Origin of the sequence: Actinoplanes sp. CA-252034, assembly GCF_050956125.1 — a bacterium.
Lineage (GTDB): Bacteria > Actinomycetota > Actinomycetes > Mycobacteriales > Micromonosporaceae > Actinoplanes.
This window is the reverse complement of sequence record NZ_CP191846.1, coordinates 3,474,390-3,486,064: the sequence shown is the minus strand read 5'-3', so window position 1 is coordinate 3,486,064 and position 11,675 is coordinate 3,474,390. Positions and strand designations below refer to the sequence as shown.

The 11,675-nt window shown below is 73.4% G+C and carries 11 protein-coding genes and 2 pseudogenes; 3 read left to right on the top strand and 10 right to left on the bottom strand.

The features are described 5' to 3' along the window. Positions 1-168: 168 nt before the first annotated feature. Together ACQPZW_RS15650 and ACQPZW_RS15645 are read right to left on the bottom strand one after the other, a co-directional pair. Positions 169-534, bottom strand: a complete 366-nt coding sequence (locus tag ACQPZW_RS15650; protein ID WP_433795601.1) for a VOC family protein — start codon at positions 532-534, stop codon at positions 169-171. Further along, positions 531-1,139 carry a TetR/AcrR family transcriptional regulator gene (locus ACQPZW_RS15645; RefSeq protein WP_433795600.1) on the bottom strand — a complete coding sequence of 203 codons (609 nt, stop codon included), beginning with the start codon at positions 1,137-1,139 and terminating at the stop codon, positions 531-533. The genes ACQPZW_RS15650 and ACQPZW_RS15645 overlap by 4 nt, the downstream gene beginning before the upstream one ends. A gap of 150 nt (positions 1,140-1,289) precedes the next feature. Here ACQPZW_RS15645 and ACQPZW_RS15640 point away from each other — a divergent pair, with 150 nt between their 5' ends. The 3 genes from ACQPZW_RS15640 to ACQPZW_RS15630 all read left to right on the top strand — a co-directional run bounded on the left by ACQPZW_RS15640 (position 1,290) and on the right by ACQPZW_RS15630 (position 3,783). After that, positions 1,290-2,120: a class I SAM-dependent methyltransferase gene (locus ACQPZW_RS15640; protein WP_433795599.1), complete on the top strand. Its 831-nt coding sequence runs from the start codon at positions 1,290-1,292 to the stop codon at positions 2,118-2,120. Then, positions 2,047-2,733 (top strand): hypothetical protein, encoded by a 687-nt coding sequence (locus tag ACQPZW_RS15635; RefSeq protein WP_433795598.1) that lies wholly within the window; start codon positions 2,047-2,049, stop codon positions 2,731-2,733. The genes ACQPZW_RS15640 and ACQPZW_RS15635 overlap by 74 nt, the downstream gene beginning before the upstream one ends. 306 nt (positions 2,734-3,039) lie before the next feature. Beyond that, positions 3,040-3,783, top strand: coding sequence for a hypothetical protein (locus tag ACQPZW_RS15630; protein WP_433795597.1), 744 nt, complete (start codon positions 3,040-3,042; stop codon positions 3,781-3,783). Position 3,784: 1 nt separating this feature from the next. Here the strand turns inward: ACQPZW_RS15630 and ACQPZW_RS15625 are convergent, their stop codons facing one another. The 8 genes and pseudogenes from ACQPZW_RS15625 to ACQPZW_RS15590 form a co-directional block, all read right to left on the bottom strand. Further along, a complete protein-coding gene (locus ACQPZW_RS15625) occupies positions 3,785-4,108 on the bottom strand; it encodes a hypothetical protein (RefSeq protein ID WP_433795596.1) in 324 nt (107 codons plus the stop codon). Next, positions 4,105-4,467: a hypothetical protein gene (locus tag ACQPZW_RS15620; protein ID WP_433795595.1), complete on the bottom strand. Its 363-nt coding sequence runs from the start codon at positions 4,465-4,467 to the stop codon at positions 4,105-4,107. Before ACQPZW_RS15620 ends, ACQPZW_RS15625 begins: the two co-directional genes overlap by 4 nt. An 8-nt stretch (positions 4,468-4,475) precedes the next feature. Next, the gene (locus ACQPZW_RS15615; RefSeq protein WP_433795594.1) at positions 4,476-6,524 is read right to left on the bottom strand and encodes a BTAD domain-containing putative transcriptional regulator; all 2,049 of its coding nucleotides are present in this window, start codon (positions 6,522-6,524) and stop codon (positions 4,476-4,478) included. Between the two features lie 165 nt (positions 6,525-6,689). Next, positions 6,690-7,681 (bottom strand): annotated as a pseudogene (locus ACQPZW_RS15610) (DNA topoisomerase IB). 72 nt (positions 7,682-7,753) lie between these two features. Beyond that, positions 7,754-8,656: pseudogene (locus ACQPZW_RS15605) on the bottom strand (glycosyltransferase family 9 protein); the annotation flags it as partial. Then, entirely contained in the window at positions 8,653-9,333 is a 681-nt protein-coding gene (locus ACQPZW_RS15600; protein ID WP_433795593.1) for an SDR family oxidoreductase, read from the bottom strand. The gene ACQPZW_RS15600 and the pseudogene ACQPZW_RS15605, both read right to left, overlap by 4 nt. 5 nt (positions 9,334-9,338) lie before the next feature. Then, positions 9,339-10,895: a PfkB family carbohydrate kinase gene (locus ACQPZW_RS15595; protein WP_433795592.1), complete on the bottom strand. Its 1,557-nt coding sequence runs from the start codon at positions 10,893-10,895 to the stop codon at positions 9,339-9,341. Continuing rightward, positions 10,892-11,659, bottom strand: coding sequence for a D-sedoheptulose-7-phosphate isomerase (locus ACQPZW_RS15590; protein WP_433795591.1), 768 nt, complete (start codon positions 11,657-11,659; stop codon positions 10,892-10,894). The genes ACQPZW_RS15595 and ACQPZW_RS15590 overlap by 4 nt, the downstream gene beginning before the upstream one ends. Positions 11,660-11,675: the final 16 nt, after the last annotated feature.

Sequence of the window (11,675 nt, the reverse complement as noted above, 5' to 3'; positions counted from 1 at the left end):
GCCTGACCGGCACCGAGATGGAGTTACGGCTGCTCGCCGCTCAATTCGCGGAGGCGGGGGTGCCCGCCACAGTCGAGCCCGTCGGGCCAGATGACCCACGAGGCGAGACCACCCGAGCAGGGCGACCCACGAGGCGAGGCCGGGAGGGAGCGCTGCACGGAGTGCCGGTCAGGCCGGGGACATCACCTCGTAGAGGTTGCCCGCCTCGTCCCGGAAGTACAGGCCCCGAGGGCAGAGCGAATGATCGATGCGGCCGTTGTCGGGCTCGTGGGGCTCGCTGCCGTAGGGGATGCCGCCGGTCCGCAGGCGGGACAGGATGCCGTCGAAGGTCGGTGGGTCCACGTCGAACGCCAGGTGCACGGCGGAAGGCCGGTCGACGGTCATGAAGTCGAGAGTCAGGTCGTCGTTGACGCGGACCGGGGCGAAGTGCCGCTCGGCGCCCCGGTAGGCGAGACCCATGACGTCGGCGAAGAATCGGGCGGCCGTCTCGTTGTCGACGGCGGGGACGATGGTGTGGTTCAAGGTGATCGTCATGAGGTGGCCTCTGTGGTGACGACGCCGTGCAGGAAGATGTCGACGAGCGTCTCGATCGGTGTGTCGGCGGCGGGTGCGCCGCGACGGCTGAACAGCGTGCTGAGGAAGACCGCGGCGAGCTGCTCGACCGGCAACCGGAGCGCGGCCCGATCGGGCTCCAGGAGGCGCACCACCGCCTGAAGGGTTCGCTCCGAGGCCTCCTCCCGGTCGACGGGCGCACCACGGCGGGGTGCTCCGCCGCCACGGCGGCCGGCGGCGTGGACCGCGCCGATCACCGCGCCCATCCGGTGCAGGTAGGCGTGCAGGGTGGCGGCGGCCTCGGTGAGGCGGTCCGCCAGCGGCTGGTCCAGCGGCACGGCATCGAGCTCGGCGAGCACGTGATCATTGCGCAGGGCGGCCGCCACACAGGCGTCGAGCAGCTCGTCCTTGTCGGCGAAGACGCGGAAGATCGTGGCCTCGCCGATGCCGGCGGCCTTGGCGATCTGCAGGGTGCCGACGGCGGCTCCGTGCTCGACCAGCAACGGCAGCGCCGCAGCCACGATCATCTCCCGTCGCGCCTCGGGGCTCATTCCCGGCGCTCTCCGCCGGGTCGATGGCTCTGTCATGCCACCCAAGCTACGGAGTGAGTACTCACTCCGTCAAGCGTCCGGGAAATCGTGTGGCGCGTCCAGCCGAGCGGCGTGAAGGATGCGGTGGCGCGAGCGGGCCCCGTCGACGTCACGTCGGGTGGCCTGCCAAGAGGGACGGGAGCCGGTGTGCGTACCTTTGACGAGCTCTTGATCGAAGGGGTTGAAGCGGACGTCGGCGGGTGGGGTTTCGGGTGGCTGGACGGCCGGGCCACCGAGGAGCGGCCGCCGTGGGGCTACGCGGGCCTGCTCGCGGAGCGTCTGGGGCGGGCCCGTTCCGCGCTGGATCTGGACACCGGCGGTGGGGAGATCATCGCGGAGATGCCGTCGCTGCCGCCGCGGATGGCGGTGACCGAGGGCTGGGCGCCGAACGCCGAACAGGCGAGGCACCGGCTCGGGCCCCGCGGCGTGGACGTCGCCGAGGTCGCGCCGGGTGCGCCGCTGCCGTTCGACGACTCGACGTTCGACCTGGTCAGCAGTCGGCACCCGGTGCGGCCCGACTTCGCCGAGATCGCCCGCGTGCTGGCGCCCGGTGGCACCTATCTCGGGCAGCACGTCGGTCCCGCGTCGGCGTTCGAGCTGATCGAGTGGTTCCTCGGACCGCTGCCGCGCGAGCGTTTGGCCCGTGATCCGGCACGGGAGGCGGCCGCGGCGCGGGCGGCAGGCCTGGACGTGGTGGATCTGCGGACGGCCCGCTGCCGGATGGAGTTCTTCGACGTCGGCGCGGTCGTGTGGATCCTGCGCAAGTGCGTGTGGTGGGTCCCGGATTTCGATGTGGACCGTCATCGGGAGCCGCTGCGACGGATGGACGCACACCTCCGTGAGCACGGTGTGTTCGTGGCGCACTCGACGCGGACCCTGATCGAGGCGACGTACCGTGACGGCCATGTCGATGCATGTGATCGAGGACATGGTGCAGGGGGCGGTGGAGGTCCTCGACCGGCACCTCCCGGCCGATGACGAGCGGGTACGCGACTGGCTCGTGGCGCTCTACGCGTTCCAGGACGGCTACGACTGCTCGCTGACGCAGCATCGGGTGCTGGACATCCTGCTCCGGCGTGGCCACACGCTGCGGTTTCCCGTGAGTGAGCATCCGGACTACGCGCGGCGGCGGGAGTTCTTCGACGGGATCACGGAGTTCACCACGCTGCGTGAGTTCGGCGGGGACGAAGAGGAGTTCGCCGGGGAACTGGAGGACGGCTATGTCGATCCGCCGTGGCTGTACTGCGAGGCGGGCACCGAGCTGTGGCGGCGGATGGCCGGGCCCGGTGCTGTCGAACCGCGTGCGGTCAGGCTGCTCGACGTGGTGGTGGCGGTGGCGGAGGCCGCCGAGAGCGAGGGCGACGTGGAGCTGATCGCCGTCTGGTGGGCGCTCGGCCATCAGGAGCTGGTCGGCGGTTACCCGCTGTCGACCGAGGAACTCACCGGGACCCCGGGAGTTCACGAGCTTCGGGCGATCGTACGGCGGACCGGCGCCCACCGGACCGATCTCCGGTACGACCTCCGCCCCGACGACGAGTCCCTGGACGGCCTGGACGACGAGTTGACGACCTGGTGGTATCGCCTCGACTGAATATGACGTCATTGTCCACCCGGATCCGCGCGGACGAGCTGTCCCGCCTGGACCGGATGGCCGCCGACTGCCACGCCCGAGGAGATCGCCACCGCACTGAAGGTGCTGGGCGCCCTGAGCCGTGACGCGCGCGCCGAGGTTCGATCATGACCACGGATGTCTACCGCCTGACCACCGCCAACCGGCTGGGCATGGCGATCACTGGGCGGCGCCAGCCGACCTGACCGGACCGGGCGTCCCCGCCTGGGCTGAGATGCCGCCGACGGCTCGGAGTTGCGGTAGCGCCCGGTTCCTAGGCTGGCCGGCATGCGGCTGACCGAGTGGGGCGCCACCGGCTTCCGGACGTCGGTGCGGGTCTTCCAGCGTCCGGGCGGCGGCCTGCGGTGGGTGGTGATCCCGACGATCCATCTCGGCCATCCCGACTACTACTGGGCGATCTGGCAGCGGCTGCGGTCCTGCCAGGCCGTCGTCGCCGAGCAGTACGACGGACCCAGCTCGACGGGCTACGCCTACGTGACGGCGATGCGCCTCACCCGGCAGCGGGCCGGTCGCGACCTGGTGCACCAGGACATCGACTACGGCGCGCTCGGGGTGCCGATCATCTTCCCGGACGCGCACACCGCCCCGCCGCCGGAGGAGGATCGCCGGATGCCGGACGCCGGCTGGGCCGACGTGATCGTGCAGACGCCGGGGCTGGCGCTGCGGATGGCGCTCTCCGGCCGCGACGACTGGATCGCCAACGACACCTTCGACATCGACGACACCACCGAGTTCGCGCCGTTGCCGGGCGAACGGATCGGCCCGAACGGGCTGACCGAACGCGACGGGCTGCTGATCGGGGTGATCCGCGAGATCGACGCGGCGTTCGCCGGGGAAGACATCGAGGTGGCCGTCGTGTTCGGGGCCGCGCACATGCCGCTGGTGGTTCGCGAGCTGACTCACCGGCTCGGGCACCGGGCGGCCGCCGAGGAGCCTTGGCTCACCGCCATCGACTTCGACGAGCCGCCCTACCTGCGCAAACCCTCCCTGGACGGGTGGATGGACTGGTAGCTCAGAAGCCGTTGTGGCGCCGCCAGGACTTGGCCTGCTCGAGCTGGTAGCGGGCGGCGGCGGTCTTGCGGGCGGTGTCCTCGCGGATCTTGCGGCGCGAGTACGGGCCCCAGAACGTCAGGAACGCGCCGGCGAAGAGCATCATCACGCCGCTCATCATCAGCATGCCGGAGAACAGGAACCACAGCCCGGCGCCGATCATGGCGACGCCGCTCGCGGTGATCAGCACCGCCATCAGGTTCTGCAGGAACCGGACCTGCGGCGAGTCGTGCACCTCGATGTTGTGGCGGATCAGCGCCTCGACCGGGTTGTCGTCGTCGTTCACCGGCCGACCGCCTTCGCGAACTCGCCCGGTTCCAGGGTCAGCGGCGCGTCCTGCGGTGCCCCCAGTTTGCGCAGGCCACGGAGCAGGTTGTCGCGCCAGCCGCTGCGCCGGGTCCGGTCGGCGTACAGCTCCTGCCCGGCCGCGGTCAGCCACCAGTCGCCGCCACCGCCCGCGATCAGGCCGGCGGCGGTCAGGCGCCCGGCCGAGGTGGTGAACTCCGCCTCCTCCATCACGGCGTGCTCGATCGCGTCGGCCCGGTTGATGATCTCGCTGAGCGGGCTCGGGTCGTCCTCGCTCGTGCCGCCCAGCGCCATCAGCAACCAGGCGTCGGTGCTCGTCCATGCGGTTCCGGAAGTCACGGTGCCGATCATCGGGAGCGGCCTTTGGGTTCGCTGTGGGTGGGGATCCCCAGTTCCCGCATCCGCACCTCGTAGCGATGCCGCTGGCGGGCCGCCTCACCGTGCCGTCCGGCCGCGGACAGCTCGGTGACCAGTCGCAACGCGACCTCACCGTCGTACGGGTCGTCGGCCAGCAGCCGTGACCAGGCCCACGCCGCGCTGTCCAGGTCACCGGCGGCCACGTGCACGCCGCCGAGTGCCCGCATCACCGCCAGGTGCGCGAGCCGTGCCTCCGCCCGCAGCGGGCCGGCGTCCTCGAAGTCCGGCTCGTCGGCCAGCACCTCCCCGGTGTACGCGGTGTCCGCCGCCGACAGCAGCACCCGCGCCTCCTCGGGGCGTCCCTCCCGGGCGGCGGCCGTTCCCGCGTACGCCAACTGCAGGAACGCGTCCACGTCGACGGCCAGGGTGTGTCCGTCGTAGGCGAGCCCACCGGTGCCCGCGGTCACGTAGTGGTCGGCGGGGAGCCTCCGGTCCGGGTCCAGAACGCCGCGCAGCACCGACAGGGTGATCGACAGACGGTTCGCCACGTTGGGCTCGCCCGGCCACAGCGCTTCGCCGAGCGCGTCCCGGGTGATCGGGCGGCCCCGCCGGGCGATCAGCAGTTTGAGCAGGTCCCGGGCTTTGCGGCTCTGCCAGGCGGCCACCGGGACCGGGTCGTCGCCGTGCAGCACCGCGAACGAGCCGAGCATCCGCACCGTTGTCGGGGGCCGGGCCGGCGGACGGGCCAGCGAGCGGGTTCCGGAGGACGGGTCGGCGCCCAGGGCCCGCAGGCGGTGCTCGACGACCACGCGTGCGGCGATCGGGGCCCGGCCGGCGCCGATGCGGGCCAGCGCGAGGTCCACCCGGGCGGCGGCGACCTGGTCACCGACGTCGGCCCAGATCCTTGCCGCCTCGCTGAGGAAGCGCCCGGCCTCCTGCCGCCCGGTCTCCGGGGCCGCCGCGGGCGCCGGGGCGAGGACCGCGGCGGCGGCCAACTCCAGGCCTTCGGCCAGCGCGGCGGGACGGCGGCCGGCGCGGGCCAGGTCGATCGCCGACTCGGCGTGGCGGCGGGCGGCCGACGGGTCCTCCGGCAGCGCGGCCCAGCCCGCGGCGGCGTACGCCGAAGGGGCGGTGAGGCTGGTGGCCTCGGCGACCGCACGCCGTCCGGCGATCCGGGCCGCCGCGACGTCCCCCTCCGCGGCGAGCACCCGGGCGAGCCCGCACAGCGCCGGCACGAGCGCCTGGCTGAACCCCCGCTCCGCGGCGACCGTCACCGCCTCCTCGAACGCGGCCCGCGCCTGCACCAGATCGCCGCGGGCCTCGTGGGTCTCCCCCAGCCCGGCCAGCGCATACGCCACCCCGGCGGCGCCGGCCCGCTGCAATACGGTCAGCGCCGCCCGGAACCCGTCGCGCGCCTCGGCCAGCCGCCCGGCCCGCACCAGGATCTCGGCCCGGTTGTTGTGCACCAGCCCGAGCCCGTTGGGATGCGCGTCCGGCCCGATCCCGAACCGCCACAGCACGTGATCCAATTCGGCCAGCGCTCCGGTGAGGTCACCCTCCTCCATTCGTTGCGACGCCCGGTTCGTCCGGATCCGTAGCTGCTGCGTGCGGTCTTCGCACCGCTCCGCCGCGGCCAGCCCGAGCGCGTAATGCCGCTCGTTGCCCCGCCGATCCCCCTCGGCCGCCGCGAGCAGCGCCAGCGCGGTGTGCGCGGCGGCGAGCGCCCGCGGCTCCCCGGTCGCCCCGGCGAGCGCCTCGTCCGCCAGCTCACGGCAGGCGGCCACCTCACCGCGAGCCCACGCGACACTCGCCGACCAGGCCGCAAGCAGCGCGCGATCGGTCGGAGCCCCACCGGGAGACACCTTCAGGGGTACGGCCGAAGCACCCGCCAGATCCCCTCGGAGGTACAGCGCCATCACCGCCGGCCAGGCGTCCCCGGCATCGAGCGGCTCCCCGGTCGCCACGGCCCGCTGAGCCTCGGCCACGGCCCGCTCCCATTCACCGGCGTCGGCGTAGCGCAGCACAGCATTCTCGGACATGCGCGCCAGTATGGCCTGCCCAGGCCACCTTGTGATCCCGTCGACCGGCTGGTCCGCATCCCCGCCCCGGACCGCGCGGACATCGCCGGTCCACGATGCCTGTCGAGAGCCGCCGCGATCAAGGCCGACAGCAGGCTACGGCCCGGCCCGGTCCCTGCCGCCCGGTCAGGCTTCGCTCAGCAGGTCGCGGACCTGCTGTTCGGCTTCGGCCGGCGGGTCGTCGGGGGTCGCTCCGATGACCTCGCCCTCGGTGTACGCCTCCACCACTCTGGGGTCGACGTAGGAGTTGCGGGCCACGGTCGGGGTGTTGCCCAGCAGATCGGCCACCTCGCGCATGGCCCGGGCGACGGCCTTCTTGCGTTTGGTGGCGGTCGGCTGGGGACCGGCCTCGGCCAGGGCGGTGGCCGCGCGGACGGTGCCGTGCCAGGTACGGAAGTCCTTGGCGGTCATCTTCTCGCCGGTGATGTCGCGCAGGTAGTCGTTGATGGTGTCGGCGCGGATCTCCTGCCAGCGGCGGCGGGCCGGATCCCAGTAGGCGAACAGGCGGTCCTCGCCACGGCGGCGGCGTTTCAGATCGCGGAGCACGGCGCAGACCTCGCCGTCGCCCACCGTCGCGGCGTGATCGATGCCGGACTTCCCACGGAACTCCAGGAGCACGCAGCCGCCACTGCCCCGCAGGTGGTCCGGTCGCAGGGTGGACAGGCCGAAGGTGGGATCCTCCTCGCGGGCCGCCGACTCCTCGCCGCCGACCCGGAACATGCCCATGTCGAGCAGGCTCACGATTGCGGCCAGGACACGGTCACGGGTGAGCCCCCGGCCGGTCAGGTCGGCGGTCAACCGGTCACGGACCTCGGGCAGCCGCTCGGCGACCTCCAGCGCGCGATCGAACTTGGCCCGGTCCTGCTTCGTCCGCCACTGCGGGTGGTAGAGGTACTGCCTGCGCCCGGCCGCGTCGACGCCGACGGCCTGGATGTGGCCGCGCGGATCCGGGGAGATCCAGACGTCCTGCCACGCCGGGGGATGACCAGGGCCTTGATCCGTTCCACGGCCCCGGAGTCGCGCAGCGGGCCGCCGCCGGTGTCGAGGTAGGTGAACCCCTTACCCGCCCGGCGCCGGGACAGGCCGGGTTTGCGCAGGTCACTGCGCCGCAGTCGCATGGGACTCCTTTCTCTCTGCCGTCCCGGCCGCGGATCGGGAGGGTGGTCACCGGGGGACACCAGCGCCAGCGCGTCGGTCGCGGCGGACAGCACCTCGTCGGGAGTGATCGCCAGCAGGGCCGGATGGACCGGGCCCGGGAGGTCGCCGCGCTCGCTGCGGGTGCCGTGCCACAGCGGGCGGTGGAAGGGACGGTCCGCGGGCGGGCCCCAGCGGGACGGGGAGACCGGGCCGAACAGGGTGACCGACGGGGTCCGGTAGGCGGTGGCCAGGTGCGCGATGCCCGTGTCGCCGCTGATCACCAGACGGGCGGCGGCGACCAGGGCCGCCAGTTCGCTCAATCCGGTACGCGGAACCGCCTCTCGCGTCAGCCCGGCGAGCTCGGCCACCCGTACGCACAGGTCGTGCTCTTGCGGTGAACCGGTGATCAGGACCCGGTGGCCCGCGGTGACCAGACGCCGTGCGACGGACGCGAAGCGGTCCGCGGGCCAGCGCCGCGCCGGGGATTTCGCGCCCGGATGGACGATCGTGACGCCCGCCGGCACGGCCGCGTCCGGAACGAGCAGGTCCAGGTCGGACTCGTCGCAGGCCACGCCGTAGTAGCGGACCATCCGGCACCAGCGGCGGACCTCGTGCTCGTCGTCGAGCCAGCCGGGACCGTCGTGATGACCGGCCGGGCGGCTCGCGAAGGCCCACAGCGCGCCCGGGCGCAGCGCCTGCAGACGACGGTGCGATTCGGGACCGGAACCGTGCAGGTTCACGGCGAGGCCCGGTGCGGGAGGGGCCGCGTCCAGGGGTTCGAGCTCGGCGGCGGGCACGATCCGGTCGACGGCCCCGATCGCGAGGATCAGCGGCGTGAGCCAGGCGGGGGCGGCCAGGCTCAACGTCTCGTCGGGGTAGGCGGCGCGGAGCCCGCGCAAGGCGGGCACCGCGGTCGCCAGGTCACCCACGCCGAGCGCGCGCAGGACGAGGATCACGGGTACGAGCTCTCCGTCTCCGCCGCCACGACCAGCTCGCGGACCGCGCAGCCGGCCGGCTGGCTGAGCGCGAAGACGACCGCCGCGGCCACGTTCGCCGGGTCGTTGAGGATCGCGTCCGGGCCCGGCTTGTACTTCGCGTCGCGGTCGTCGAAGAACTTCGTGCGCATGCCGCCGGGGATCAGCAGGGTGACGTTGACCTGACCGGCCAGCTCGGCGGCGAGCGCCCGGGTGAACCCGACCACCCCGAACTTGGCGGCGCAGTAGGCGGTCGCGTCGGAGACCGCCTTGATCCCGAGCGTCGACGAGATGGTGACGACGCCGCCGTGCGACTGTTTGAGAGCGGGCACCGCGGCCCGGATCACCGCTGCCGTGGCGAGCAGGTCGACCGCGACGATCCGGTCCCAGAGCTCCCCCGGGATGTCCTCGAGCGTGCCGGGGACGTCCATGCCCGCGGCGGTGACCACGCCGTCGACGCCGCCGCCCGCGCGGGCGATCAGATCACGGGTCGCCTTCTCGGCGGCCCGGGTGTCGGCGAGGTCGCACTCGATCCAGTCGACGCCCTCCCGCGGCGGTTGACGATCGATGACGTACGGGCGACCGCCCGCCTTGATCACGGCGTCGACTACGGCGGCGCCCAGGCCACTGGACCCTCCGGTGACGATGACGGCATCCATGCGAGTTACCTCCTGCGTGCTTCGGCGATGGTTTTCGTGGTGGAGCGGCCGTCCAGATACGGGACGATCACGGTCTGGCCGCCCCAGCGCTGCACGACCTCGGTCTCCGGGAGCGTGTCGTAGTCGCCGCCCTTCACCCAGACGTCCGGCCGCAGCCAGGTGAGGACCGGCTCGGGAGTCGGCTCGTCGAACACGACCACCGCGTCGACGCAGTCGAGAGCCGCGAGCAGACGGCCACGGTCGTCCTGGCGGGTCAGCGGGCGGCCCTCACCCTTGAGACGGCGGACCGAGTCGTCACTGTTGAGGCAGACGATCAGGCAGTCACCCAGGGCGCGGGCGGCACGCAAGGTGGCCAGGTGGCCGGTGTGCAGCAGGTCGAAACAGCCGCCGGTGGCGACGACCGTGCCGCCTCGGGCGTGGACCTCGGCGGCGAGACGGCCTGCCTCGTCGGCGCCGATCCGCTCGATGTCACCGAAGCCGCCACCCGCGCCACCGGAACCGCCGGAACCGCCGGAATCGCCGGCGCCACCCGCGCCGCTTGCTCCGCCGACACCTCTCGCACCGCTGGCACCGCCGGCACCGTTTGCACCGGCGACACCGCTGGCACCGTTCACACCGCGGGCACCGCGTCGGGTACCGCCCGCGCCGTGCGCTCCGGTGCCGTGGGCCGGATCGGCGGCCGGCATCGCGGCGACGCCGTACCGGCCGGAGACGTAGCGGCTGGCCGCGTCGACGGCCGCCCCTACCGCTTCGGAGACGAGCGCGCCGTCCGCCAGCGCGACCGCCGCGGCGGTGGCGAACGCGTCACCGGCGCCGCACGTGTCCCCGCCGGACGCCTCCGGGACCGGGACGACCAGCGGCGTCGGGCCACCCTGGCAGAGCACGGCGCCCTCGGCACCCCGGGTGACGACCACCGCGCCGGCCTGCCAACGCTGCCGCAACGTGTGGCCCGCGCGCTGGGCGGTGGAGAGCCCCGACCCGTGACCGGCGTCGCCGGAGAGCCGCCGGGCCTCGGACTCGTTCGGGGTGACGAGGCGGACGTCGGGCACCGGGGGCGGGCCGTTGGGGTGCGGGTCCCAGACGACCGGGGCCTTCGACTCCTGGATCGCCGCGCGCAGGGCCGGATGCCGGGCCACCCCGCGGCCGTAGTCGCTGACCAGGATCGCGGTGGCGTCGCGGAGCAGGTCCAGCACGGCGTCCGGGGCGTCGCCGGGCGGCTGGGGCGGGCCGCCGCGGTCCAGACGGAGCAGGACCTGGCCGCCGGCACGCATGCGGATCTTCTCCGGGGTGGCGCCGGGCAGCGGCAGGGCGTAGACCACGATGCCGGCCGCGGTGAGCAGCTCACTCAGCCGGGCCCCGGCAGCGTCCGGGGCCAGCGCGGTGACCAGGGCCACCTCGTGACCGTGGGCGGCGGCGAGCAGGGCGGCCAGGCCCGCACCGCCGGGGCGCTCGTGGGCCGTCTCCTCGTCGAGCACGGGGGCCGGCGCGTCCGGCGCGATCCGGGTGACGGTGCCGAGCACGTCCCGGTCGAGCAGGGTGTCGCCGACGATGACGAGTCTCATACGTTGACCATCTCCTCGAACTCGTCGCGATCCAGACCGAAAGGGAGATCACGCTCGGCCGACGGGGAGCGGCTCGCGACCCGGGAGCCGTCCCCGACCCGGCCGTCCGCGACCCGGGAGCCCTCCGCGACCCGGGAGCCGTCGGCCGCCGGGGAACGGTCCACCGCCTCGGCCGGTAGCTCGCGGTCTCCGGTGAACATGGGCAGGTAGCGGTCGACGTACTCGCACATCAGGTGCACCGAGACCAGGTGCAGCTCCTGGACCACCTGACTGTCCGGCGACGGGCAGCACAGCGCCTCGTGGCACATGTCGGCCAGCGGGTTGGGGCGCTCCCCGACGAGAGCCCACGTCCGCATGCCCACCTCCTTGGCGGCCCGGACAGCGGTGATCAGATTCGGGCTCCGGCCGCTGGTGGACATCACGATGAGGACGTCGTCGCGGCGGCCGTGGGCGCGGACCTGCCGGGCGAACACCTCGTCGAAGCCGTAGTCGTTGCCGATCGCGGTGACCGCCGACGAGTCCGGGGTGAGCGCGATCGCCGACAGCGGCATCCGGTCCTCGCGGAGCTTGCCGACCAGCTCGGCCGCCAGGTGCTGGGCCTCGGCGGCGCTGCCGCCGTTGCCGGCGACGAGCAGCCGCCCGCCGCCGCCCAGGTGCCGGGCCAGGTGGGCGCCCCAGCGGGCCAGGCGGCCGGCCTGCGACCGGTACGGAAGCAGGGACTGGATCAAGCCGGTGAGATGGGCGTCGAGGGGATTGGTGCTCATGCAGTGCCTCCAGGAC

Coding starts and splice junctions, on each gene's coding strand:
- ACQPZW_RS15600 (WP_433795593.1), bottom strand. CDS start 9,333: ATGGATGCCGTCATCGTCACCGGAGGGTCCAGTGGCCTGGGCGCCGCC.
- ACQPZW_RS15645 (WP_433795600.1), bottom strand. CDS start 1,139: ATGACAGAGCCATCGACCCGGCGGAGAGCGCCGGGAATGAGCCCCGAG.
- ACQPZW_RS15635 (WP_433795598.1), top strand. CDS start 2,047: ATGTCGATGCATGTGATCGAGGACATGGTGCAGGGGGCGGTGGAGGTC.
- ACQPZW_RS15615 (WP_433795594.1), bottom strand. CDS start 6,524: ATGTCCGAGAATGCTGTGCTGCGCTACGCCGACGCCGGTGAATGGGAG.
- ACQPZW_RS15630 (WP_433795597.1), top strand. CDS start 3,040: ATGCGGCTGACCGAGTGGGGCGCCACCGGCTTCCGGACGTCGGTGCGG.
- ACQPZW_RS15650 (WP_433795601.1), bottom strand. CDS start 534: ATGACGATCACCTTGAACCACACCATCGTCCCCGCCGTCGACAACGAG.
- ACQPZW_RS15590 (WP_433795591.1), bottom strand. CDS start 11,659: ATGAGCACCAATCCCCTCGACGCCCATCTCACCGGCTTGATCCAGTCC.
- ACQPZW_RS15595 (WP_433795592.1), bottom strand. CDS start 10,895: ATGAGACTCGTCATCGTCGGCGACACCCTGCTCGACCGGGACGTGCTC.